The organism is Bradyrhizobium centrosematis (assembly GCF_045571495.1).
Taxonomy (GTDB): domain Bacteria; phylum Pseudomonadota; class Alphaproteobacteria; order Rhizobiales; family Xanthobacteraceae; genus Bradyrhizobium; species Bradyrhizobium centrosematis.
The window spans coordinates 2587564-2610941 of sequence record NZ_CP120703.1; the positions used below are offsets into that span (position 1 = coordinate 2587564).

Below are 23378 nucleotides of genomic sequence, written 5' to 3' on the forward strand. Positions count from 1 at the left end.
CGGTGTAGCCGCGGAGGCGACACCGGACCCGCGCAGGGAGCTGCGGGAATGACAGACCCCCACGTCGCAAGTCACGAACAGGACGACACGGCAGCACATCCGTCGACAGGCTTGCTGACGCGGATCAACGCCCCCGTTGCTCGGGCCGGCATGTATCTGTCCGTGGCCGGCCTGCTCGTCATCGTCGTCATCGTGTTCTATCAGGTGTTCGGACGTTACGTGCTCAATTCCAGTCCGACCTGGACGGAGAACCTCGCACTGGTTCTGATCCTGTATGTCACGCTGATCGGCGCCGCCGTCGGCGTGCGCGATGCCGGACATATCGGCATGGACAGTCTGCTGGTGATGCTACCCGACCACGCGCGCGAGAAGATCGAGCTCGCGATCCACGTCCTGGTCGCCGTGTTCGGCATCGCGATGGCCTATAATGGCTGGATCCTTGGAGCGTCGGTCGGAACCGTGAAGATCCCCAATCTCGGACTGCCCGAGGTCGTCCGCTACGTGCCGCTGATCGCCTCCGGCCTTCTGATCGTCTCCTTTTCAATCGAGCACATCATTGCTCTCCTGCGTGGCGAAGAGGTCCTCCCCTCATGGAACTGATCATCCTCGGCGCCACCTTCTTCGGCTTCCTCATCCTCGGCGTCCCCGTTGCCTTCGCCATCGGCCTCTCGGCAATCTGCACCATTCTCTATGAGGGGCTGCCGGTCGCCGTCATCTTCCAGCAGATGATGTCGGGGATGAATATCTTCTCCTTCCTCGCCATTCCCTTCTTCGTCTTCAGCGGCGAGCTGATGCTGCATGGCGGCGTCGCGGACAAGATCGTGCAGCTCGCCAAGAATCTCGTCGGGCACATCCGCGGCGGGCTCGGCATGTCGAACGTGGTCGCCTGTACCCTGTTCGGCGGCGTCTCCGGCTCGCCCGTGGCCGACGTATCGGCGATGGGCGCGGTGATGATCCCGATGATGAAAAAGGAAGGCTTCGACACCGACTACGCCGTCAACGTCACCACTCACGCGTCGCTTGTGGGAGCCTTGATGCCGACCAGTCACAACATGATCATCTACGCGCTCGCCGCCGGCGGCAAGGTCTCGATCGGCGCGCTGATCGCTGCCGGCCTTCTGCCGGCGATCGTGCTGATGGTGTGCATGCTGGTCGCCGCTTACGCCGTCGCGGTGAAGCGCGGCTACCCGGCCGGCAAGTTTCCTGGCTGGACCGAGGTTTTTCGTTCGTTCGCGGCCGCGCTGCCCGGGCTGCTTATCGTCGGCATCATCCTGGCGGGCATCCTGTCGGGCGTCTTCACGGCAACCGAATCCGCCGCCGTCGCGGTCACCTACACGATCCTGCTGACGTTCATCATCTACCGCACCATGACCTGGAACAACTTCCTGCGCGCCGCCGCCAAGGCGGTGAAGACGACGGGCGTTGTCCTGCTGCTGATCGGCGTCTCCACCATGTTCCAATATCTGATGGGACTTTACGAGGTTGCCGACCTCGCCGGCGAAATGATGAGCAAGGTGTCGACGCAACCCTGGATGATCTTCCTGCTCATCAACGTCATCCTGTTCGTGCTCGGTACGTTCATGGACATGGCTGCGACTATCCTGATCTGCACCCCGATCTTCCTGCCGATCGCGATGAAGGCGGGCATGGACCCGGTGCAGTTCGGCATGCTGATGCTGATCAACTGCGCCCTCGGGCTGAACACCCCGCCGGTCGGAACCACGCAGTTCGTGGGCTGCGCTATCGGCGGCATCTCGGTGGGCGCGGTGATGCGCACCATCCTGCCGTTCTACGCTGCGCTGATCGCAGCTCTGATGTTCGTGACCTACGTCCCCGCGTTCTCACTGTGGCTGCCGCGCCTGCTGATGGGCTACAAGGGATAGCGGCAAGACAGGAGATTTCGTTCGTGACGGACTATCGCAAGCTCTTCGATCTCACCGGCAAGACGGCCGTGGTGCTCGGCGCCGCCTCGGGCATCGGCAAATCGTCGGCCGAAGCGCTGGCCGGGCTCGGAGCCCGGATCGTCTGCGCCGATCGCGCGCTTGATGCGGCGGAAGCGACTGCTGCCGGCATTCGCAACAAGGGCGGCTGGGCAGAAGCCGCTAGCTGCGACGCCGCGAGCGCTGCGGACGTCAATGCGCTGGCCAAGACCCTCATGCAGAAATTTCCGCGGCTCGACATCGCGGTGACGACGCCGGGCCTCAACATCCGCAAGACCATCCTCGACTATACCGAGGAGGACCTCGACCGCGTTCTCAATCTCAACGTCAAGGGCACGGTCTTCTTCTTCCAGGCCTTCGGCCGCATCATGGTCGCGCAGAAGGGTGGCAGCATCATTGCCTGCTCCTCGGTGCGGGCGGTGACCATCGAGCCGGGCCTCGGCGTCTACGGCTCGACCAAGGCGGCGATTGGCCTCCTCGTAAAGGGCTTCGCCTCCGAGGTCGGCCATGCCGGCGTGCGCGTCAACGCGATCGCGCCGAGCATCGCCGAGACCGCACTGACAGGTCCGTTCAAGCAACGGCCCGACATCTATAATCTCTATGCCGGCCACACCGTGTTCAACCGCTGGAGCAGTGCCGACGAGGTCGCGACCGCCGTTGCCTATCTCGCTTCGGACGCCGCGAGCTATGTCAGCGGCAGCACGCTGTTCGTCGACGGCGGTTGGACCGCTGTCGACGGTCCGCCGACCGGTCTCACCCAGCTGCACAAATAGGCCGGCCGTTAGCCGGCAAAGCCCACGCGCTGGCGCAACTCTCTGTGATCTGTGCCGGTCAGCAGCGCGATCAGCGCGGCGGCCTCCTTCGGATGGGCGGCCCGCGCGGTCACACCGGCCGCGTACATCGTCACAAGCTCGCATCCCGGCGGCAGAGATCCCGATAGTACGATGCCGTCTGTCGCAATGATCTCGGTTGCCTGGGTACATCCAATTGGCCGCGTCGCGGTGGAATTCGCGAGCTCGCGCATCGCGGTCGCGCCGTTTGGAAAGATCTTGAGACGCGAGGCGATCTCATAGCTGATGCCGAGCTGATCCAGCACCTTTGCGACGTGCTGGCCCGCGGTCGAGGCTTTGGTGTCGGGGACATAGATCGCGTCGGCGCCTCTCAGCGCGTCGCGCAAATCGGCCTCGGTCTTCACCATCAACTTGGGATCGCGGTTGCGGACCGCCAGCGCGGTCTCGACCTGGCCGACGTCGGCGATCGAGGAGGGAACGGCGAGCTTCTCCTCGGCGAGCTTGGCAAGCAGCGCCTGGGTCAGGATTACGAGATCGGCCGCCATGCCTGCCCGCAGCTTGTCGGCCATGATGCCAACTGCGCCGAATTCGCCATCGATGTCGAAGCCGGTCCGCGCCTTGAAGGTTTCGGCGAGGCCGCGCACCAGGCCTTGCGCCGCACCGCCGCTCAAAATGGTTATTGCCGTCACGTTGCCAGCTCCATGGCTGCAATGATGTTGTCGCGCGTGATCGGCAGGTCGCGCACGCGGACGCCGAGGCAATCATAGACGGCATTGGCGATCGCCGCCGTCACCGGGCCGTGCGCAGCTTCGCCGGCGCCGACCGGCTCGATCTCCGGCCGCTGGATGATCTCGACATCCACCGCCGGTACCTCGCTGAAGGACAGGATCGGATAGTCCGTCCACGAGGTCGAGGTGACGCGTGTCCGGTCAAAACGGACGCGCTCCTTCAACACCCAGCTGGTGGCCTGGATCGCGCCGCCCTCGATCTGATTGATGACGCCGTCCGGGTTGATCGCCTCGCCGACATCGACCGCCAGCGTCAGCCGTCTCACCCGGATATCGTCGGCGCCCTCGATCTCGGCAATCGCGGCGCAATAGGCGCCCATGTTCTTGTAGCGCGCAAAGCCGATGCCGTGACCGATACCGGGGCGCTTCTGCGGCTTCCATCCAACACGTCGCGCCGCGGCGCTGATGACGTCGCGCGCCCGTTCGTCGCGCAGATGCCGCAGGCGAAATGCGATCGGATCTTCGCCGCGCAAGGCGGCGATCTCGTCGAGCAGGGACTCGATCGCGAACACGTTGGCTTGGCCGCCCAGCGTCCGCAGCGCCGAGGTGCGCACCGGCATGGTCAGCAGCCGATGGCTTGTGATCGTCCAGGCCGGGAGATCATAGAGCGGAACGGAGTTGCGGTCGCCGCCGCCGCCATTGGCGGCCGGCGGGTTGGTCGAGATCATGCGGGGATAGGGATTGGCGATCTCGGTTGCGGCCAGCAGCGCCGGCCGTGCCGCGCGTCCGGGCCTTGCGGCGTGGCCGTTGCTCCAGATCCTGTGGCGCCAGCCGACGATCTCATTGTCGTTGTCGAGGTCAGCCTCGATCTCGATGGCCATGGCCGCGCCGAAAGGCGCATGGGACATCTCGTCGTGGCGCGACCATTGCACCCGCACCGGTCGGCCGCCTGCCGCCTTGGCCAGCAGCACGGCATCGAGCGCGACGTCGTCCGCCGCGTTGTGCCCGTAGCAGCCGGCACCCTCCATGTGCTCCACCACGATGCTTTCGACCGGCAGCTTGAGCACGATCGCGAGGTCGGCACGCAGCAGATAGACCCCCTGGCTGTGCGTCCAGACGTGGACACGCTCGCCGTCCCATCGCGCCATGGCACAGGAGGGCGCGATCGAGGCGTGCGCGATGTAGGGCCGGGTATATTGCCGGCGCAGGGTGCGCGTGGCGTTCCCGGTCGCTGCTGCCACCCTGGTGTCGATGATGGTCGTCTCGACCGGTTGGCTCCGCAGGAAGCCCGCCAGATCATCTTCATCGGGCAACGGCTCGCCGGCCGACCACGTCGCGCCTTTGCGGAGAGCCTTCAGCGCGGCTTCCGCCGCAGCTTCGCTGTCGGCGACCACGCCGGAAAAGCCGCCATCGCGGACGATCGCGACGAGACCGGGGACCGCGCGCGCAGCCTTCTCGTCGAGCCCGATCAGTTTCGCGCCGGAGATGTCCGCCCGCAGTACGCGTCCATGTCGGAGTCCCGGCAGTGCAAGGTCGTGAATGAAGCGCGGCCGCGCGAACACCTTATCGGGAATGTCGATGCGCTGGACCGAATGTCCGGCGACGGTGCGACTGGCGATGCTCTTTGCAGTCACGTCCGCCGTGGCATCGCGGTCGAGCGAGACCTCGCCGGCCAGTTCCCAATAGCTGGTCCTGATATTGCCAGGACCCGAGATCGTTCCGTCATCGACATCGAGCAGCGAGGCGTTGACGCCGAAGCGGTCCGATGCGGCGCGTAGGAAGCGTTGGCGCACCTCGGCGCAGACATGCCGAAGGGCGCGGCCGGACTGCTGGACCGACAGGCTGCCCGAGGTGACCCCTTCGTTCGGACTGGCCGCCGTCGAGGCGCGGATCATGTCTATTCTGGCGGTCTCGACGTCGAGCTCGTCCGCCGCGATCTGCGCCAGCGCCGTGACGATGCCCTGGCCGATCTCGACCTTGCCGGGCGAGATCGAGACGCGGCCGTCTTCGGTGAATCGCACCCAGGACGACAGTTTGGGATTGGCCGCAAGGCTGACCGGCAGTTTCAGGGCAGGGGACGATGTGCTCATGACGCCGCCATCTCCACAGCCGCACGCAGCACGGCGCGAACCATGCGGTTATGCGACCCGCAGCGGCACAAATTGCGGTCCAGTGCGGTCCTGACTTCCGCCTCCGTAGGTGATGGATTGCGCTTTAGCAGTGCCGCGGCGCTGATGAGGATACCGGAGACGCAATAGCCGCACTGCATGGCCTGTTCGGAGATGAAGGCGCGTTGCAGCGGGTGTGGTCGCTCGATGGTTCCGAGGCCTTCAACCGTGACGACGTCCTTGCCCGCGACCGACCACATCGGCAAGTCGCAGGAGGCCATCGCATGATCGCCGACCATGACGTAACAGGCGCCGCACTCACCCGCGCCGCAGCCGAAATGCGCACCCGTGACGCCGAGCCGGCCGCGGAGCACATCGAGCAGCATCTGATCGGGATCAGCATCCACGGTCGTCGCCGCGCCGTTGAGCTGGAACTGGACGGTGGTCATTGCGCGCTGCGGCCTCAGGATTTGTCGAACTTCTTGACGACGTCGGCCCATTTCTCGATGTCGCCGCGCAGGAATTTGTCGAATTCCGCGGGAGTCATCGACATGGGCACGGCGCCTTGGTCCGTCCAGAGCTTGACGATATCGGGCCGCTTCACCATTGCGCTGACGGCGGTGTTGAGCTTGTCGATGACAGGCTTCGGCGTGCCCGCGGGCGCCATCAGGCCGAGCCAGATCGTCGCCTCGTAGCCGGCAACGCCGGCCTCGGTCGCGGTCGGCACGTTCGGCAGCACGGCCGAGCGCTGCTTGCCGGTGGTGGCGAGCGCGCGAACCTGGTTCTCGGCGATGTTCGGCGCCATCGCCGGCACCGCGTCGATCATCATCTGCACCTGTCCGCCGATCACGCCGCTGCGCGCCTCGCCGCTATTGCGATAGGGGACATGGACGATGTCGATGCCGGCCGTGGCTTTGAACAGCTCGCCGGCCATGTGGTAGGGTGTGCCTTGGCCCGAGGAGGCATAGTTCAGCTTACTCGGTTGCGCTTTGGCGAGTGCGATGAACTCCTGCAGGGTCTTTGCCGCAACACCCGGGTTCACCACGATGACGAGATCGGAATAGTTCACCGGCGCGATCGGCACGAGGTCGCGCATCAGCTCGTATTTGCGCTTGTCCGGTGTCAGCAGCGATTCGTTCGCGGTCTGGGTGTTGGACATCATCAGCAGCGTGTAGCCGTCGGCCGGCGACTTCGCGGCCTCAATCGTGCCGATGACGCCGCCGGCGCCGGTGCGGTTCTCGACCACGAAGGGCTGGCCGAAGCTCTCCTGGAGCACATTGCCGATCAGCCGGGCCGCGACGTCGGCCGGTCCGCCGGCGCCGAAGGGCACGACGATCCGGACTGCATGGTTGGGATAGTCCTGTGCGAATGAGGGGGCTGCGGAGAACGTGGCAAGCAGGCCGGCCGCCAATGCCAGCACGGATCTTCGGGCCATGATGCCCACCTCCCTGATGTCGTTCTTGTTGGCCGGCACTGTAGCGGCAGCGGATGCGGACTGTCGACGCCTCACAAAGGCGATTGGGCCGGGAATACCGGGTGGCTTTCGGTGTGGCCGGTCTGCCTTCGCGGTCGCAGCAGGAACCCACGGCGCGCACGGTTTGAGCAAATCGCATGGGCGCTGCCGGATAAATGCCCTCGGCTGACAGGTATTTTGGTGTTACGGACTGTGACATGAACCAGCACGCCAAGATCGACACCCGGATCGAAATCCGCCATTCGACCTGCCCGCATGACTGCCCCTCGGCCTGCGCCCTCGATGTCGAGGTGATCGAGGGCCGGAGCATCGGTCGCGTCCGTGGTTCGAAGCTGCAGACCTATACGGCCGGCGTCGTCTGCGCCAAGGTCGCGCGTTATGCCGAGCGCATTCATCACGCCGAGCGGCTGACGTATCCGATGCGTCGCACCGGACCGAAGGGCTCGGGGCAGTTCGCGCGGATCTCCTGGGACGAGGCGCTCGACGAGATCGCGCACTGCTTCAATGCGGCCGAGCGCGAGTTCGGCGCCGAATCGATCTGGCCCTATTACTATGCCGGCACGATGGGCCTCGTGATGCGCGACGGCCTCAACCGCCTCACGCATGTGAAGAAATATTCGCGCTTCTATCAGACCATCTGCGCGAATGTCGCCCGCATCGGCTATGCCATTGGCACCGGCAAGATCGCGGGCGTCGACCCGCGCGAGATGGCGCTGTCCGATCTCGTCGTGATCTGGGGCACCAATCCCGTCAACACCCAGGTCAACGTGATGACGCACGCCTCCCGCGCCCGCAAGGAGCGCGGCGCGAAGATCGCGGCGGTCGACATCTACGACAACGAGACGATGAAGCAGGCTGACATCAAGATCATCCTGCGCCCCGGCACCGACGGCGCCTTCGCCTGCGGCGTCATGCATGTCCTGTTCCGAGACGGCTATGCCGACCGCGCCTATATGGACAAATACACGGACTGTCCTGCCGAGCTCGAGGCACATCTGAAGACGCGCACACCGGAATGGGCAGCTGCGATTTGCGGCGTGCCGGTGGCGGAGATCGAGGCCTTTGCGAAAGCGGTCGGCGAGACCAAGCGAACCTTCTTTCGGTTCGGCTACGGCTTTACGCGCAGCCGCAACGGCGCAACGCAGATGCACGCGGCAAATTGCATTCCCGCGGTGACTGGCGCCTGGCAGTATGAAGGGGGCGGCGCCTTCTTCAACAATTACGCGCTGTGGCACTTCAACGAATCCATCATCGAGGGCCACGACGCGATCGATCCTGGAGTCCGCGCGCTCGACCAGTCCAAGATCGGCCGCATTCTCACCGGCGATGCCGGAGCCCTGCAGGGCAGGGGACCGGTCAAGGCGATGCTGATCCAGAACACCAATCCGATGACGGTCGCGCCGGAGCAGGCGCTGGTCCGGCAGGGCTTCGCGCGCGAGGATCTGTTCGTGGCGGTGCACGAGCAGTTCATGACCGAGACGGCGCAGATGGCCGACATCGTGCTGCCGGCCACCATGTTCATGGAGCACGACGACCTCTATTACGGCGGCGGTCACCAGCACATTTCGGTCGGCCCGAAGCTGATCGACCCGCCCGGCGAATGCCGCTCCAACCATGAAGTCTTGCAAGCACTGGCGCCGCGGCTCGGTGCCAAGCATCGAGGTTTCGAGATGACGCCGCGCGAACTGATCGATGCGACGCTGAAGCTGAGCGGCCATGGCGACATCGCCGGTCTCGAAGCCGACATCTGGCGCGACCTGCAGCCGGACTTCCGCACCTCGCATTTCCTCGACGGCTTTGCCCATGCCGACGGGAAATTCCACTTCCGGGCGGATTGGGCGCACCCGCCGTTCGGCGTGACGATGGGCGATATCGACAACATGCCGAGGCTGCCGGACCACTGGGCCGTGATCGAGCACTCCGACCAGGCGCATCCGTTCCGGCTTGCGACCAGCCCGTCGCGCAGTTTTCTCAACACCACATTCAACGAAACGCCGTCCTCGCAGGCGCGCGAGGGCAAGGCGAGCGTGATGATCCATCCGTTGGATGCGGCCTCACTCGACATCGCCGACGGCGATGCGGTGACGCTCGGTAACAGCCGCGGCGAGACCACGCTGATCGCCACGCTGTTCGACGGCGTCAGGCGCGGCGTGCTGATCGCCGAATCCGTTCACCCCAACAAGAACCATATCGGTGGCCGCGGCATCAACATGCTGACCGGAGCCGGAACGGTCGCGCCGATCGGCGGGGCTGCATTCCATGACAACAAGGTCTGGATCAGGAAAGCGCTCGCGGGTTGAGCCGCTCTCGCATGCTGATTGTCCCGCATATTGCGTCGAGGCGCTAAAGCAGCACCTCGCCGCAGTTTGCGCTTGCGCCTTTCGCCCGACCTGCCGCAAATGGCAGCAAAACGGGCCTAAGCAAGCGAGCGTGCCATGAGCGACACCACTGCCATCATCACGGAAAAGCGCGGACAAGCGTTCTGGATCACCATCAACCGGCCAGAGAAACGCAACGCGCTGAACGGAGACGTCATCGCCGGCATCACCAAGGGCTATCGCGACGCGCATGACGACAAGGACGTCCGCGTCATCGTGCTGACGGGTGCGGGCGACAAGGCGTTCTGCGCGGGCGCCGACTTGCAGAATTCCGGCGCTGCGTTCGCGATGGATCATTCCAAGCCAAATGTCGACTATGCCGATCTGTTACGTTTGTCACAGAACGCCACCAAGCCTGCGATCGCGCGGGTCGGCGGCGTCTGCATGGCCGGCGGCATGGGCCTTTTGTGCATGACTGACATGGCGGTTGCGGCCGATCACGTCGTCTTCGGCCTGCCGGAGGTGAAGGTCGGCGTGTTTCCGATGCAGGTGCTCAGCCTGCTCCAGCGCATCGCGCCGCCACGGCTCGTGAATGAATGGGCGCTCACCGGCGAGCCGTTCGACGCCGGGGCCGCGCGCGCTGCAGGTCTCCTCAACTACGTGGTGCCCGCCGCCGAGCTCGATGCCAAGGTCGACTGGCTGATCGGCCGTATCGTCGACAAATCTCCGACCGCTATCCGCCGCGGCAAATACGCAATGCGCGCCATTGCCTCGATGTCGTTCGACGAGAGCATCGCCTACACCGAAAGCCAGATCGCGCTGCTGGCGATGACCGAGGACGCCAAGGAGGGCCTGAAGGCGTTCAGCGAGAAGCGGAAGCCGGTCTGGACGGGGCGTTGAGAAGGCGGCCACTGCTATCTGCTGTCAAGCCCCGCCTAGTGCGCAATTGCGCACGGGAGCGGGGCACCCAGTACGCCACGGCCTTTCCGTATTCTCGCACTATCTCGGAGTACTGGATCGCCCGCTTTCGCGCGCGATGACACCGAGTCTGTTTCAAGTGCGTGCCACAAGCCCGCGATGGCGGAATATGACGACGCGACGTGCCAGGCCTCACCCCGCGTTCGCCTTAAGCCCCGCGGCCTCGATACCCGCGACCGCGCAGGCTTCGTCATTGTCGGAGGTGTCGCCGGACACGCCGACGGCGCCGAGCAGCGTGGTGCCGTCCATGATCAGAACGCCACCGGGGACCGGCACCAGCGCGCCCTTGGCAATCGTGTTCACCGCGTCGATGAAATAGGCCTGCTCCTGCGCGCGCTGGAACAGGGCGCGCGAGCCCATGCCCATGGCGAGCGCGCCATAGGCCTTGCCGTGCGCGATCTCCGCCCGCATCAGGCTGATGCCGTCCTGCGCAGCGGCCATCTTGAGCACGCCGCGCGCGTCCAGGATGGTGACGACCAACGGCTTCAGCTTCAGTTCGCCGGCCTTCGCGAAGGCGGCGTCGAGGATTTTTCGGGCGGTGTCGAGCGTGAGGTCAGCCATGGCTGGTTTCCTTTGTCGCGGTTGAGGTGGAATTGCTGTCGGCACGATCGAGGCTCATCGCCAACACGCGGGCGACGTGAAGCGCCTCGCGCTTCGTGCCGTCGTAGATCTGATGGCGGCAGGAGGTGCCGTCGGCGACGACGAGCGTATCCTGATCAGCCTTGCGCACGGTGGGCAGCAGGGAGAGTTCGGCCATCTCGATCGAGGCGTCATAGGTGTCGGCGCCATAGCCGAACGCTCCAGCCATGCCGCAGCAGCTCGACTCGATGGTCTCGACGTCGATGCCGGGAACGAGACGCAGCACCTGCTCGACCGGCTTGAAGGCGCCGAAGGATTTTTGGTGGCAATGGCCGTGCACGACGGCCTTCTCGGCAACGTGGCCAAGCGGCAGTTGCAGCCTTCCGGCTGCGGCTTCGCGCACCAGAAACTCCTCGAAGGTGAGGGCATGCGCGCCGATTGCCTTGGCGTCGGCGTCCTTGCGCAGCGAAGCGAGCTCGTCCCGCAGCGTCAGCAGGCAGCTTGGCTCCAGGCCGACGATCGGCACGCCGCGCGCAGCAAAAGGCGCGAAGGCGCTCACCAGCCGGTCGAGCTCGGCCTTCGCTTCGTCGACGAGGCCGGCAGAGAGGAAGGTTCGGCCGCAGCAGAGCGGGCGGCTGCCGCTTGCGGGCCTGGGCAGATGCACGCGATAGCCGCCCGCTGCCAGCACACGCAGCGCGGCGTCGAGGTTTTCGCGCTCATAGATGCGGTTGAAAGTGTCGGCGAACAGCACGACCTCCCGGCCGCTCTCCGGCCCGACCACATCCGCCGGCGGTGCGAATATATCGCTGCGGAAGGCGGGCAGGGTGCGGCGCGCGCTGATGCCGGCAAAGCGTTCGAACAGCTTTCGGAGCAAGGGGCTGCGGTTGCGCAAATTCGCCAGCGGCGCGAAGCGCGAGGCGAGGCCGGCATAGCGGGGCAGATAGCCGACCAGCCGGTCGCGCGATGTCAGCCCGCGAGAAGCGACGCGCGCAGCCAGCACTTCGATCTTCATCTTGGCCATGTCGACGCCGGTCGGACACTCATGGCGGCAGGCCTTGCAGGAGACGCAGAGTTTCAGTGTCTCCATCATCTCGTCGGAAGCGAGCGCATCCGGGCCGAGCTGGCCGGAGATCGCAAGGCGCAGCGTATTGGCGCGGCCGCGCGTGACGTCCTTCTCGTTGCGCGTGGCGCGATAGGACGGGCACATCACCCCGCCCTCGAGCTTGCGGCAGGCGCCGTTGTTGTTGCACATCTCGACCGCGCCCTGGAAGCCGCCGCCGGCGCCGGGATAGGCGGACCAGTCGAGCCTGGTCTTCAGCTCGCCGACGCGATAGTCGGGCCTGAAGCGAAACAGCGAGCGGTCGTCCATCCTGGGCGCATCGACGATCTTGCCTGGGTTGAGCACGCCATCGGGATCGAAGCGATGCTTCACTTCCCTGAAGTCGGCCACGAGGCGCTCGCCGAACATCGTCTCGTGGAATTCGGAGCGTACCAGGCCGTCGCCATGCTCGCCGGAATGCGAGCCCTTGTATTCGCGTACCAGCGCAAACGCCTCTTCGGCGATGGCGCGCATCGCCTTGACGTCCTTCTCCAGCTTCAAGTTCAGCACCGGACGCACATGCAGGCAGCCCTCGGAAGCGTGCGCGTACATCGTGCCGCTGGTGCCGTGTCTGGCGAACACCTCATTCAGCCGCGCGGTGTAGTCGGCCAGATGCGGCAGCGGCACGGCGCAGTCCTCGACGAAGGAGACGGGCTTGCCCTCCTGCTTCATCGACATCATGACGTTGAGGCCGGCGGCGCGGAAATCGGCGATGCCGCTCTGCAGCGCCGGCTCGATGATCTCGACCACGCCGCCCCACTTGCGCGGCTCGTTATTCCAGCCGAAGCCGAGATCGCCCATCAATTCGCTGAGCTGCTTGAGGCGCACGAGGTTGTCCGCCTGGTCCTCCTCTGCGAACTCAACCACCAGCACCGCGTCCGGATCGTCCTTGATCGCCGCATTGATGATCGGCTTGAACATCGCGATGTCGCGGCCGAGCGCAATCATGGTGCGGTCGACCAGCTCCACCGCGATCGGCTTCAGCTTGACCAGGTGCTGGGCCGCATCCATCGCCTCGTAGAAGCTGCCGAAATGGCAGACGCCGAGCGCCTTGTTACGGATGACCGGCCACAGCTTCAGCTCGACCTTGGTGGTGAATGCGAGCGTGCCTTCGGAGCCGACCAGCAAGTGTGCCATGTTGTTCGGCGCATTGCGCGGCACCAGCGCATCGAGATTATAGCCGCCGACGCGGCGCTGCACCTTTGGGAAGCGCACGGCGATCTCGTCGGCCTCGCGCATTCCGAGATCGAGCATGTCGCGGAACAGGGCCCGAGTGCTGTCGCCGGCGTCGAGATCGGAGAGATCGCGCGAGATCTCGCCGTATCGGCTCAGCGTGCCGTCGGCGAGGGCGGCCTCCATCGACAGTGTGTTGTCGCGCATGGTGCCGTAGCGCAGGCTGCGGCCGCCGCAGGAATTGTTGCCGGCCATGCCGCCGATGGTGGCGCGAGAGGCCGTGGAGACGTCCACCGGGAACCAAAGCCCGTGCTTCTTGAGCTGGCGGTTGAGCTCGTCGAGCACGATGCCGGGCTCCACCACGCAGGTGCGGGCCTCGACGTCGAGCGACAGGAGCCGGTTGAGGTGCTTCGAGAGATCGACCACCAGCCCGTCATTGACGGTCTGGCCGCATTGCGAGGTGCCGCCGCCGCGCGGGGTGACCTTCAGCCCCTCGTCGCGAGCGATCGCCAGCGCGCGCAGCGCCTCATCGATGGTCCGGGGTACGACCACGCCCGCCGGCACGATCTGGTAGAACGAGGCGTCGGTGGCGTAGCGGCCGCGGCTGAAGGGGTCGAACAAGACGTCGCCGGTCAATTCCGACCGCAGGCGCTGTTCGAGTGTGGAGGCGTTTGTCATCCCTGATCCCGGACTGCCTCAGCGAGGCCTAGGCCTTGCTGAGTTATTCATTATGGTTCTCGACCGAATATGTTCTGAATGCAAAATGGAGCAAGCCGACGGCCTCAGGGCGTCGCCGGAGCGTCCTCTTTCGGTTCGGTCAGGTGCTCGATCGCGGCCGTCCGCTTGTTGCGCAGGTGCTGGAACAGGATGTCGCTGAGTTCGCTGCCGGCGCGGCGGCGCAGTGCATCGAGGATGGCCTCATGCTCGCGCATCGCTTCCGCCCAGCGCTGCCGCTTACGGGCGAAATTGGCGGAGTAGCGGACGCGGCGGATCCGTCCGGCGAAGTTGGCGTAGGCGGTCTTCAGCGTCTCGTTGCGCGCGGCCGCGACGATGCTCTCGTGAATGCGCTGGTTGGTCTGGAAATAGCCGTGCATGTCGCGGTGCAGATAGTGGCCATACATCTCGTAATGCAGCTGCTCGATCGCGGTGATTTCCGCATCTGTAATGGCCTCGCAGGCGAGGCGCCCGGCCAGGCTTTCCAGCCCGGCCATCACATCGAACAGTTCTTCGAGGTCGCGCTGGCTGAGCTGGCGCACGCGTGCGCCGCGGTTGGGCAATAGCTCGATCAGGCCTTCGGCGGCGAGCACCTTCAGCGCTTCGCGCAAAGGCGTGCGGGAGATGCCAAGCATCTCGCAGAGCTGACGCTCTGGAACGCGGGCTCCTTCCGAAATGTTGCCTTCGACCACGTAGTCGCGCAGCCGCAGCAGGATCTCGCCATGGAGCGAGGCCTCGTGATGGTTTTCCTGGCGGTCGCCGCCGCTGCCGGCGGGCGGGGTGATCGGAACCCCGGTGTCGGGAATCGTGGATTTCATTTCCAGCACAGTAGTTTGCCCGTTTGGTCGCGTCGATGTTCTCAACCGAATACCAAATTTCGATTGAAAGGACAAAAAATGAATGCAAAATGCCTGATACAGCCGGCCATATCCCGTCGCCAGGGAGGTTTCATGCATCAAGGGCGCCATTTCCTTCAGATCCCGGGCCCGAGCCCGGTCCCCGAGCGCGTGCTGCGCGCCATGGACATGCCCGTGATCGACCACCGCAGCGTGGAGTTCGGCGAGCTCGGCCGCACCGTGCTCGAAGGCAGCCAGAAGATCTTCCAGACCAAGGGGCCTGTGGTGATCTTCCCCTCGTCGGGGACCGGTGCCTGGGAAGCCGCGATCGTCAACACGCTATCGCCGGGCGACAAGGTGCTGATGGTCGAGACCGGCCATTTCGCGACGCTGTGGCGGCAGATGGCCAGTCGCTTCGGCATCGAGGTCGATTTCGTGCCCGGCGACTGGCGCCGCGGTGCTGATCCCGCGGTGATCGAGGCAAGACTGACCGAGGACAAGGCGCGCGTGATCAAGGCCGTCATGGTCGTGCACAACGAGACCTCGACCGGCGCGACCAGCCGCATCGCCGAGATCCGCGCCGCGATCGACCGCACGGGCCATCCTGCGCTGCTGATGGTCGACACCATCTCCTCGCTCGGCTCGGTCGACTACCGCCACGACGAATGGAAGGTCGACGTCAGCGTCAGCTGCTCGCAGAAGGGTTTCATGCTGCCGCCCGGTCTCGGCTTCAACGCGATCTCGGAGAAGGCACTGGCTGCGTCCAGGACCAACAAGATGCCGCGCTCCTATTTCGACTGGGCGGAGATGCTCAAGCCAAACGCCAAGGGTTTCTTCCCCTACACGCCCGCAACCAACCTGCTCTATGGCCTGCGCGAGGCGATCGCGATGCTGCTCGAGGAGGGGCTCGCCAACGTCTTCGCCAGGCATCAGCGGCTTGCCGCGGCGACGCGCGCCGCCGTCAATCATTGGGGGCTGGAAGTGCTCTGCCAGGAGCCGGCGGAGTTCTCGCCGGTGCTGACGGCCGTGCTGATGCCGCCCGGCCATGACGCCGATCAGTTCCGCAAGATTGTGCTCGACAATTACAACATGTCACTCGGTTCGGGCTTGTCGAAGGTCGCTGGAAAAGTCTTCCGCATCGGCCATCTCGGCGAATGCAACGCGCTCACTTTGCTCGGCGCGCTCACCGGCGTCGAGATGGGCCTGTCGGTGGCTGGCGTGCCGCATCGCTCCGGCGGCGTCGACGTCGCCATGAAGCTCCTGGAGCAGCGTCCGCAAGGCAACGCATCGCCGCATCTGAAGATCGTCGGCACATAAAGGTGGTCCGCAACGGGGCCGCCCGGGCGCAGGCCGGCCCGCTATGCACGAACGGCTCCTTGGAGGAGGGGACAAGCCGGCCAAATGGTGCTATTCGGCGGCCATCAAATCCAAGGCTAGACCGGGAAGGACGCCTATGACCGTGCATACTGGAAGGCATTTCTTACAGATTCCAGGACCGACCAATGTGCCCGACCGCGTGCTGCGGGCGATGGACATGCCGACGCTGGACCATCGCGGTCCGGAGTTCGCCGAGCTCGGTTTTGCCGTGCTTGCCGCGATGCAGCGCGTGTTCCGCACCAAGCAGCCCGTGATCATCTTCCCCTCGTCCGGCACCGGCGCCTGGGAAGCGGCCATGGTCAACGTGTTTTCGCCCGGCGACAAGGTCTTGATGTGCGAGACCGGCCAGTTCGCCGTGCTGTGGCGCGGCATCGCCGACAAGTTCAAGCTCGACGTCGACTTCATCCCGAGCGACTGGCGCCACGGCGCCGATCTCGCCGAGATCGAGAAGCGCCTTGCTGCCGACAAGCAGCACAGCATCAAGGCCGTGTGTGTCGTCCACAACGAGACCTCGACCGGCTGTGTCACGCCGCCCGCCGAAGTCCGCAAGATCCTCGACCGCGTCCTGCATCCGGCGCTCTTGATGGTCGACACCATCTCCGGCCTCGGCTCGATGGAATATGAGCATGATGCCTGGGGCATCGACGTCTCGGTCGCCGGCTCCCAGAAGGGCCTGATGCTGCCGCCCGGCCTCGGCTTCAACGCCGTCTCGGAGAAGGCACTCGCGGTTGCCAAGGCCAATCCGGGCATGCGCTCCTATTGGGACTGGCAGGAAATCATCAACTTCAACAAGCTCGGCACCTTCCCCTATACGCCTGCGACCAATCTGCTCTACGGCCTGCGTGAAGCCGTGAAGATGCTGGAAGAGGAGGGGCTGGAGAACGTCTGGACCCGGCACAAGCGCCACAGCGCAGCGACGCGCGCGGCCGTCAAGGTCTGGGGCCTGGAAACGCAGTGCTCCGACCCCGCGGCCCATTCGCCGGCGCTGACCGGCGTGCGCGTGCCCGAGGGCTTTGATGCCGACGCCTTCCGCAAGGTCGTGCTGGAGAATTTCGACATGTCGCTCGGCACCGGTCTGAACAAGGTCAAGGGCAAGGTGTTCCGCATCGGCCATATCGGCCATTTCAACGATCTGATGCTGATGGGCACGCTCGCCGGCGTCGAGATGGGCCTGGATCTTGCAAAGATTCCGCACCGGAGCGGCGGCGTGCTGGCGGCCATGGACGTCCTGAAGGGACGGGACGTGGTACCGATGACCAAGGCTCAGGTAGCCTGAGGATCAGGTCCTTAAGGGCGGCCTGATTGAACGGTAGTGAAGAAAGTGAGCGCGCGATGAACGCACCGGCGACGACTAACGAAGACCTGCTCTACTCCGTCACGGAGGGCATCGCGCGGATCACCTTCAACCGCCCCCAGGCGCGCAACGCCATGACCTTCGCCATGTATGATCGCATGGCGGAGATCTGCCAGGAGATCAACGCCGACCGTTCGATCAAGGCGTTGATCCTAACTGGCGCCGGTGACAAGGCGTTCGCCTCCGGCACCGACATTTCCCAGTTCCGTGCGTTCAAGACCGCCCAGGACGCGCTCGACTACGAGGCGCGCATCGACCGCGTGCTCGGCACGCTCGAGCAGTGCCGCGTGCCCGTGATCGCGGCGATCGCAGGGGCCTGCACCGGCGGTGGCGCCGGCATTGCGGCCTGCTGCGATCTGCGCATCGGCACCGAGACGACGCGAATGGGCTTTCCGATCGCACGCACGCTGGGCAACTGCCTGTCGATGTCCAACATCAGCCGTGTCGTTGCGCTGGTGGGACCCGCCCGTACCAAGGATCTGATCTTCAAGGCGCGCCTCGTCGAGGCGCAGGAAGCGCTGGCGCTCGGCCTGCTCAACGAGGTCGTGCCCGACGTCGAGACGCTGCAGCGTCGCGCCGACGAGACTGCAAAGCTCGTCGCCAGCCATGCACCGCTCACGCTGGAAGCGACCAAGGAAGCGGTGCGCCGCATCCGCCGGACGCTGTCGCGCGAGGAAGGCGAGGATCTGATCCTGAAGGCCTATATGAGCGAAGATTTCCGCGAGGGCATGGACGCTTTCCTCAACAAGCGCGCGCCGGTCTGGAAGGGCAAGTAGCGCGCGCCTCGTCAGCCGAAAGTCATATGCGGCGGAATGTCCGCCGGCTTGAACTCACAACCTTTAGTCCGCACAATGCATCGATAAATTTCCCGGCATCACAAAGCCAATAATAACCAGGGGACGAAACTCGTGCGTATTCCAGTGAAAGCCGTCGGGGCTGCGACGGCCCTGTTGATGAGCATGCCCGCCTTTGCCGGCTGGGAGCCGACCAAACCCGTCGAGATCGTGGTGGCGGCGGGGGCAGGCGGTGCCTCCGACCAGATGGCCCGGATGATGCAGGCGGCGATCCAGAAGAACAATCTGATGAAGCAGCCCATGGTGGTCTCGCTCAAGGGCGGGGCCTCCGGCGCGGAAGCGCTGATGTACATGAAATCGAGCGAGGGCGATCCGAACAAGGTGCTGATCGCCTATTCGCTAATCTACATGCTGCCGCTGTCGGCGAAGATCCCGTTCAACTGGCGCGAGCTGACCCCAGTCTCGGTAATCGCGCTCGATCAGTTCGTGCTGTGGGACAACAGCGCCGGCCCCAAGACGGTGAAGGACTTCATCGACGCCGCGAAGGCGGCGAGCTCGCCGTTCAAGATGGGCGGCACCGGCTCCAAGCGCGAGGATCACGTGCTCACCGTGTTCCTGGAGCAGAAGACCGGCGCAAAATTCTCTTATCTGCCCTACAAGTCCGGCGGCGAGGCCGCGACGCAGCTCGTCGGCAACCACACCGAAGCCAACGTCAACAATCCATCCGAAAATCTCGAGGTCTGGCGTGCGGGCCAAGTGCGTCCGCTCTGCGTGTTCGACAAGGAGCGCATCTCCTACACCAGCAAGGTGACGGACACCCAGTCCTGGGCCGACATTCCGACCTGCAAGGAGCAGGGTGTCGACGTCCAGTATCTGATGCTGCGCGCGATGTTCCTGCCGGGCAAGGTCACGCCGGAGCAGCAGGCGTTCTACGTCGATCTATTCCACAAGGTGACGCAGACCGCGGAGTACAAGGACTACATGGAAAAGCAGGCGCTGAAGCCGATCTTCCTCACCGGCAAGGACATGGTGCAATTCCTCGAGGAGGACGATTCGCTGAACAAGGCACTGATGACGGAGGCCGGATTCGTCGCGAAGTAGCCGTCTTCTTCACCTCGCCCCGCTTGCGAGGGAGAGGCCGGATTGCACCGAAGATGCAATCCGGGTGAGGGGGACTCTCCGCGAGTCCCAGCTTTCACCATCCTCGTGGAGACTCCCACTCACCCTAACCCTATCCCCTCAAGCGGGGCGAGGGAATCAGCCGCAGTGTTTGTCATTCGCTCATGTCCCAAACCGATCTAGAAATCGTCGTCGAGGATCCGACCGCGCCTGAAGACGACTCGCCCTCGATCGTGTCCTCCGGCACGATCGAGATCGTCGTCTGCATCCTGCTGCTAGCGCTGGCCGTCACGCTCGGCTACGACAATTGGCGCACCGGCGCGGCCTGGGATGCGACGGGGCCCGAGCCCGGCTATTTCCCGTTCTATCTCTCCATCGTCCTCGGCGGCGGCAGCCTCTATGGCCTGATCGCGGCGCTGGTTGCGCACCGCAGGGCGGCCGAGATCTTCGTCACGCACGCGCAGGCGCGCCGCGTGCTGGCGGTGTTCGTGCCGACGCTGCTGTTCTGCCTGGTCACGCAGCTCCTCGGCCTCTATGTCGCGAGCTTCCTCCTGATCGCGGGCTTCATGCGCCTCGTCGGCAAGATCGCGCTGTGGAAGTCGCTGCTCACCGCGTTCGTGTTCACGGCGATCATGTTCGTCACCTTCGACATCGCCTTCGACGTCATCATGCCGAAAGGGCCGCTCGAAGCGGCCCTCGGCCGCTAGGCGGTCCCGCGATGGAAGCTCTCGGTCTCCTGCTTCACGGTTTTGTCGTCTTGCTGACATGGAAGACGATCGTGCTGATGATGGTCGGGCTGGTGCTCGGCATCTTCGTCGGCGTGCTGCCGGGGCTCGGTGGCCCCAATGGCGTCGCCATCCTGTTGCCGCTGACCTTCACGATGGATCCGACCTCGGCGATCGTGATGCTGTCCTGCATCTATTGGGGCGCGTTGTTCGGCGGCGCGATCACCTCGATCCTGTTCAACATTCCCGGCGAAGCCTGGTCGGTCGCAACGACCTTCGACGGCTATCCGATGGCGCAGCAGGGTAGGGCGGCGGAGGCGCTGACAGCGGCGTTCACCTCCTCCTTCATCGGCTCGCTGGTTGCGGTGCTGCTGATCACGTTCCTCGCACCGATGATCTCGTCCTTCGCGCTGAAGTTCGGCCCACCCGAGTTCTTTGCGGTGTATCTGCTCACCTTTTGCTCCTTCGTCGGATTGGGGCGCGAGGCCAAGCACAAGACCGTCATCTCGATGTCGCTGGGGCTGCTGCTGGCCGGCATCGGCATGGATACCGTGTCGGGCAATCTCCGCATGACCTTCGGCTCGCCGGAGCTGCTCCGCGGCATCAACTTCCTGGTCGCCGTCATCGGCCTGTTCGGCATCAGCGAAATCCTGCTGACGATGGAGGAGCGGCTGGCGCTGCGCGGACACGCCGCGAGCATTTCGCTGCGCGTCGTGCTCGGCGTCTGGAAGGACCTGCCGAAATACTGGGTGACGCTGCTGCGCTCGTCCTTCATCGGCTGCTGGCTCGGCATCACCCCCGGCGGCGCGATCGCGGCCTCCTTCATGGGCTACAATCTGGCAAAACGCTTTGCCAAGGAACCCGAGAGCTTCGGCAAGGGCCGCATCGAGGGCGTGTTCGCGCCGGAGACGGCGGCGCATGCCTCCGGCACCTCGGCGCTGCTGCCGATGCTGGCGCTCGGCATTCCCGGCTCGGGCACCGCGGCGATCCTGCTCGGCGGGTTGATGGTGTGGGGCCTCAATCCGGGGCCGCTGCTGTTCGTCGAACACAAGGACTTCGTCTGGGGCCTGATCGCCTCGATGTATCTCGGCAATGTCGTCGGCCTCGTGCTGGTGTTGACGACTGTGCCGATCTTCGCCTCGATCCTGCGCGTGCCATTTGCTGCGGTGGCGCCGATGATCGTGGTGTCCTGCGCGATCGGCGCTTACGCGATCCAGAACGCGATGTTCGACATCTGGCTGATGCTCGGCTTCGGCGTGGTCGGCTATGTCTTCAAGAAGATCGGCATTCCGCTGGCGCCGTTCACCCTGGCGCTCGTGCTCGGCAATCGCGCCGAGGATGCCTTCCGCCTCTCGATGATAGGCTCCGGCGGCGACCTCAAGGTGTTCTGGTCGAATGGCCTAGTCGGCTCGATCACGACGCTGGCGATCGTGCTGCTGTTCTGGCCGGTGATCGACGGTGTGCTTGCTCGCGTCGGACTGACACAGGGGGCGAGAGCGACATCGCAATAAAGCGCGATGAAATTTGGATGAATCGTGATCGCGCTTTAGTTTGTTGTTTGTGCATGATCTTTCCGGAAGACCGCTTCACGCTTTTCCGGATCATGCTTCAGGCCGGACTCACACCACCTTGGCGTCCCTGAGCCCCGCAATCTCGTCGGCGCCGAAGCCGAACTCTTTCAGCACCTCATCGGTTTGCTCGCCGAATTCCGGCGGCCGCGCCACCATCCTGCTTGGCGTGCGTGAGAGCGTCACGGGCTGGCCGACCAAGCGGATATGGCGGCCCTCCTCGTTCGGCACATCCTGGGCGATGCCGAGATGCTTGACCTGGGCGTCATTGAACATCTGGTCGATGGCGTAGATCGGCCCGCAGGGTACGCCGGCCTCGTTGAGCTCGCGGACCCAGGTTTCGGTCGATTTCGTCACGGTGCGCTTCTCGATCTCGGCATTGAGTGCGTCGCGGTTCTTGGAGCGGGCAGGGGCGGTCGCATAGTCGGGATGGGCATAGAGCTCCGGTGCGCCGATCGCCTGCGCACAACGCTCCCAGATCCGCCCGCCCGTGGTGGCGATGTTGATGTAGCCGTCAGAGGTCTTGAACACACCGGTCGGGATGCTGGTCGGATGGTTGTTGCCGGCCTGCTTGGCCACCTCCTTCTCCATCAGCCAGCGCGCGGCCTGGAAGTCGAGCATGAAGATCTGTGCCTGGAGCAGCGAGGTTTGCACCCACTGGCCCTTGCCCGAGACCTCGCGCTCGAGCAGCGCGGTGAGGATGCCCATGGCGCAGAACAGGCCAGCCGTCAGGTCGGCCACGGGAATGCCGACGCGCATCGGGCCTTCGCCCGGCGCCCCGGTTATCGACATCAGCCCGCCCATGCCTTGCGCGATCTGATCGAAGCCGGGCCGCTTGTGATAGGGGCCATCCTGGCCGAAGCCGGAGATGCTGCCATAGACGATGCGTGGGTTGATCTTGGCGAGGCTGTCGTAGTCGATGCCGAGCTTCTTCTTCACATCGGGCCGGAAATTCTCGACCACGACGTCGGCCTTGGCTGCGAGGCGCTTGAACACGGCGAGCCCGCGCTCGTCCTTCAGGTTCAGCGTCATGGCCCGCTTGTTGCGATGCAAATTCTGAAAGTCGGAGCCCCGCCGGGGGCCGCCCGGCTGCTCGCCGCCGGCATCTTCGGTCAGCGCATCGATCTTGATGACATTCGCTCCCCAGTCCGCCAGCTGCCGCACGCAGGTCGGCCCGGATCGGACGCGGGTCAGATCGAGCACGGTGAAGCGCGACAGGGCTTCCGAGGCATGCGGAAAGGGCATCTTGCAAGGCTCCAGGACAGGTTGCGGGCCTACCATAGTGCCGAAAGACCACACGACAAGCCCGGCCCGGCGCCGGTCCCGCCTGCCGAAATGCCATGCCTGGTGCGGTGCCTGCGAGATCAGCGCGGCAGGCGCTTCAACCCGGCCCGCGCCTGCTCGGCCAGGGGATCATCACCGTGACGCGCAATGAAGAGTTCGAGCGCCTCCCACGTTCCCTTGCGGCGTGCAGCTTCGTATTCCTCCGCTACCGCAACGGCGGGATCGCGGGCCATCGGCATGGAGGGCGCGCGCCCCGCCTTGCCGCTGTCGTCCGCCTTGGCCTTCTTCACCATGACAGGCAGTCCTTCGAGGGGTTGCAGGGGCAGTCCGGCAAGCACGATCAGGGCGCCAAACAGGCCGGCCGGGAATGAATGTCGTTTCATGAAGACCCTACAAATGACGGGAGTTCCGGGAACGAA

The 23378-nt window shown here is 64.8% G+C and carries 20 protein-coding genes; 11 read left to right on the forward strand and 9 right to left on the reverse strand.

Translation table 11 applies throughout. The features are described from left to right. Positions 1-48 precede the first annotated feature (48 nt). From P6U31_RS12445 to P6U31_RS12455, 3 genes are read left to right on the forward strand one after another with little or no spacing between them, the layout of a single operon-like run. Positions 49-600 carry a TRAP transporter small permease gene (locus P6U31_RS12445; RefSeq protein ID WP_407188667.1) on the forward strand — a complete coding sequence of 184 codons (552 nt, stop codon included), beginning with the start codon at positions 49-51 and terminating at the stop codon, positions 598-600. Beyond that, complete coding sequence (locus P6U31_RS12450) at positions 591-1883, forward strand: TRAP transporter large permease (RefSeq protein WP_407188669.1); 1293 nt, start codon at positions 591-593, stop codon at positions 1881-1883. Before P6U31_RS12445 ends, P6U31_RS12450 begins: the two co-directional genes overlap by 10 nt. A 23-nt stretch (positions 1884-1906) precedes the next feature. Continuing rightward, positions 1907-2713, forward strand: a complete 807-nt coding sequence (locus P6U31_RS12455; RefSeq protein ID WP_407188671.1) for an SDR family NAD(P)-dependent oxidoreductase — start codon at positions 1907-1909, stop codon at positions 2711-2713. Positions 2714-2721: 8 nt separating this feature from the next. Here the strand turns inward: P6U31_RS12455 and P6U31_RS12460 are convergent, their stop codons facing one another. Genes P6U31_RS12460 through P6U31_RS12475 form a run of 4 tightly spaced genes read right to left on the reverse strand, consistent with a single transcriptional unit; the run spans position 2722 to position 7002 of the window. Beyond that, positions 2722-3420: a molybdate ABC transporter substrate-binding protein gene (locus P6U31_RS12460; RefSeq protein WP_407188673.1), complete on the reverse strand. Its 699-nt coding sequence runs from the start codon at positions 3418-3420 to the stop codon at positions 2722-2724. After that, a complete protein-coding gene (locus P6U31_RS12465) occupies positions 3417-5549 on the reverse strand; it encodes a molybdopterin cofactor-binding domain-containing protein (RefSeq protein ID WP_407188675.1) in 2133 nt (710 codons plus the stop codon). Before P6U31_RS12465 ends, P6U31_RS12460 begins: the two co-directional genes overlap by 4 nt. Continuing rightward, the gene (locus P6U31_RS12470) at positions 5546-6016 is read right to left on the reverse strand and encodes a (2Fe-2S)-binding protein (RefSeq protein ID WP_407188676.1); all 471 of its coding nucleotides are present in this window, start codon (positions 6014-6016) and stop codon (positions 5546-5548) included. The genes P6U31_RS12465 and P6U31_RS12470 overlap by 4 nt, the downstream gene beginning before the upstream one ends. A 14-nt stretch (positions 6017-6030) precedes the next feature. Then, on the reverse strand, positions 6031-7002 hold the full coding sequence (locus P6U31_RS12475; protein WP_407188678.1) for a Bug family tripartite tricarboxylate transporter substrate binding protein: 972 nt from the start codon (positions 7000-7002) through the stop codon (positions 6031-6033). A gap of 236 nt (positions 7003-7238) precedes the next feature. On the opposite strand from P6U31_RS12475, the gene P6U31_RS12480 reads away from it, so the two are divergent. Next, positions 7239-9341 carry a molybdopterin-dependent oxidoreductase gene (locus P6U31_RS12480; RefSeq protein WP_407188680.1) on the forward strand — a complete coding sequence of 701 codons (2103 nt, stop codon included), beginning with the start codon at positions 7239-7241 and terminating at the stop codon, positions 9339-9341. Positions 9342-9476: 135 nt separating this feature from the next. Continuing rightward, positions 9477-10259, forward strand: a complete 783-nt coding sequence (locus P6U31_RS12485; RefSeq protein WP_407188681.1) for an enoyl-CoA hydratase/isomerase family protein — start codon at positions 9477-9479, stop codon at positions 10257-10259. A gap of 210 nt (positions 10260-10469) precedes the next feature. Here the strand turns inward: P6U31_RS12485 and P6U31_RS12490 are convergent, their stop codons facing one another. The 3 genes from P6U31_RS12490 to P6U31_RS12500 all read right to left on the reverse strand — a co-directional run bounded on the left by P6U31_RS12490 (position 10470) and on the right by P6U31_RS12500 (position 14720). After that, positions 10470-10898, reverse strand: coding sequence for a GlcG/HbpS family heme-binding protein (locus P6U31_RS12490; protein ID WP_407188683.1), 429 nt, complete (start codon positions 10896-10898; stop codon positions 10470-10472). Continuing rightward, positions 10891-13866 (reverse strand): FAD-binding and (Fe-S)-binding domain-containing protein, encoded by a 2976-nt coding sequence (locus P6U31_RS12495; protein WP_407188684.1) that lies wholly within the window; start codon positions 13864-13866, stop codon positions 10891-10893. The genes P6U31_RS12490 and P6U31_RS12495 overlap by 8 nt, the downstream gene beginning before the upstream one ends. Positions 13867-13970: 104 nt before the next feature. Then, the gene (locus tag P6U31_RS12500; RefSeq protein WP_407189835.1) at positions 13971-14720 is read right to left on the reverse strand and encodes a GntR family transcriptional regulator; all 750 of its coding nucleotides are present in this window, start codon (positions 14718-14720) and stop codon (positions 13971-13973) included. A gap of 132 nt (positions 14721-14852) precedes the next feature. Between P6U31_RS12500 and P6U31_RS12505 the strand changes: the two genes are divergently transcribed. The 6 genes from P6U31_RS12505 to P6U31_RS12530 all read left to right on the forward strand — a co-directional run bounded on the left by P6U31_RS12505 (position 14853) and on the right by P6U31_RS12530 (position 21618). Further along, entirely contained in the window at positions 14853-16055 is a 1203-nt protein-coding gene (locus P6U31_RS12505; protein WP_407188685.1) for a pyridoxal-phosphate-dependent aminotransferase family protein, read from the forward strand. A 136-nt stretch (positions 16056-16191) separates the two neighbouring features. Further along, a complete protein-coding gene (locus P6U31_RS12510; protein WP_407188686.1) occupies positions 16192-17391 on the forward strand; it encodes a pyridoxal-phosphate-dependent aminotransferase family protein in 1200 nt (399 codons plus the stop codon). A 56-nt stretch (positions 17392-17447) separates the two neighbouring features. Further along, complete coding sequence (locus P6U31_RS12515) at positions 17448-18245, forward strand: enoyl-CoA hydratase/isomerase family protein (RefSeq protein WP_407188688.1); 798 nt, start codon at positions 17448-17450, stop codon at positions 18243-18245. A 177-nt stretch (positions 18246-18422) separates the two neighbouring features. Continuing rightward, complete coding sequence (locus tag P6U31_RS12520) at positions 18423-19364, forward strand: Bug family tripartite tricarboxylate transporter substrate binding protein (protein ID WP_407189836.1); 942 nt, start codon at positions 18423-18425, stop codon at positions 19362-19364. Between the two features lie 182 nt (positions 19365-19546). Beyond that, complete coding sequence (locus tag P6U31_RS12525) at positions 19547-20089, forward strand: tripartite tricarboxylate transporter TctB family protein (RefSeq protein ID WP_407188690.1); 543 nt, start codon at positions 19547-19549, stop codon at positions 20087-20089. 11 nt (positions 20090-20100) lie between these two features. Then, the gene (locus P6U31_RS12530; RefSeq protein WP_407188691.1) at positions 20101-21618 is read left to right on the forward strand and encodes a tripartite tricarboxylate transporter permease; all 1518 of its coding nucleotides are present in this window, start codon (positions 20101-20103) and stop codon (positions 21616-21618) included. Positions 21619-21726: 108 nt separating this feature from the next. Here P6U31_RS12530 and P6U31_RS12535 read toward each other — a convergent pair whose 3' ends face one another. Both P6U31_RS12535 and P6U31_RS12540 read right to left on the reverse strand, forming a co-directional pair. Continuing rightward, positions 21727-22920 (reverse strand): CaiB/BaiF CoA transferase family protein, encoded by a 1194-nt coding sequence (locus P6U31_RS12535; protein ID WP_407188693.1) that lies wholly within the window; start codon positions 22918-22920, stop codon positions 21727-21729. 119 nt (positions 22921-23039) lie between these two features. After that, complete coding sequence (locus P6U31_RS12540; RefSeq protein ID WP_407188695.1) at positions 23040-23342, reverse strand: hypothetical protein; 303 nt, start codon at positions 23340-23342, stop codon at positions 23040-23042. Positions 23343-23378 lie beyond the last annotated feature (36 nt).

Bases quoted from the DNA above. Each gene is read 5' to 3' on its own strand.
- P6U31_RS12445 (WP_407188667.1), top strand. From the start codon at position 49: ATGACAGACCCCCACGTCGCAAGTCACGAACAGGACGACACGGCAGCA.
- P6U31_RS12450 (WP_407188669.1), top strand. From the start codon at position 591: ATGGAACTGATCATCCTCGGCGCCACCTTCTTCGGCTTCCTCATCCTC.
- P6U31_RS12465 (WP_407188675.1), bottom strand. From the start codon at position 5,549: ATGAGCACATCGTCCCCTGCCCTGAAACTGCCGGTCAGCCTTGCGGCC.
- P6U31_RS12470 (WP_407188676.1), bottom strand. From the start codon at position 6,016: ATGACCACCGTCCAGTTCCAGCTCAACGGCGCGGCGACGACCGTGGAT.
- P6U31_RS12475 (WP_407188678.1), bottom strand. From the start codon at position 7,002: ATGGCCCGAAGATCCGTGCTGGCATTGGCGGCCGGCCTGCTTGCCACG.
- P6U31_RS12480 (WP_407188680.1), top strand. From the start codon at position 7,239: ATGAACCAGCACGCCAAGATCGACACCCGGATCGAAATCCGCCATTCG.
- P6U31_RS12485 (WP_407188681.1), top strand. From the start codon at position 9,477: ATGAGCGACACCACTGCCATCATCACGGAAAAGCGCGGACAAGCGTTC.
- P6U31_RS12490 (WP_407188683.1), bottom strand. From the start codon at position 10,898: ATGGCTGACCTCACGCTCGACACCGCCCGAAAAATCCTCGACGCCGCC.
- P6U31_RS12495 (WP_407188684.1), bottom strand. From the start codon at position 13,866: ATGACAAACGCCTCCACACTCGAACAGCGCCTGCGGTCGGAATTGACC.
- P6U31_RS12500 (WP_407189835.1), bottom strand. From the start codon at position 14,720: ATGAAATCCACGATTCCCGACACCGGGGTTCCGATCACCCCGCCCGCC.
- P6U31_RS12505 (WP_407188685.1), top strand. From the start codon at position 14,853: ATGCATCAAGGGCGCCATTTCCTTCAGATCCCGGGCCCGAGCCCGGTC.
- P6U31_RS12510 (WP_407188686.1), top strand. From the start codon at position 16,192: ATGACCGTGCATACTGGAAGGCATTTCTTACAGATTCCAGGACCGACC.
- P6U31_RS12515 (WP_407188688.1), top strand. From the start codon at position 17,448: ATGAACGCACCGGCGACGACTAACGAAGACCTGCTCTACTCCGTCACG.
- P6U31_RS12520 (WP_407189836.1), top strand. From the start codon at position 18,423: ATGAGCATGCCCGCCTTTGCCGGCTGGGAGCCGACCAAACCCGTCGAG.
- P6U31_RS12525 (WP_407188690.1), top strand. From the start codon at position 19,547: ATGTCCCAAACCGATCTAGAAATCGTCGTCGAGGATCCGACCGCGCCT.
- P6U31_RS12530 (WP_407188691.1), top strand. From the start codon at position 20,101: ATGGAAGCTCTCGGTCTCCTGCTTCACGGTTTTGTCGTCTTGCTGACA.
- P6U31_RS12535 (WP_407188693.1), bottom strand. From the start codon at position 22,920: ATGCCCTTTCCGCATGCCTCGGAAGCCCTGTCGCGCTTCACCGTGCTC.
- P6U31_RS12540 (WP_407188695.1), bottom strand. From the start codon at position 23,342: ATGAAACGACATTCATTCCCGGCCGGCCTGTTTGGCGCCCTGATCGTG.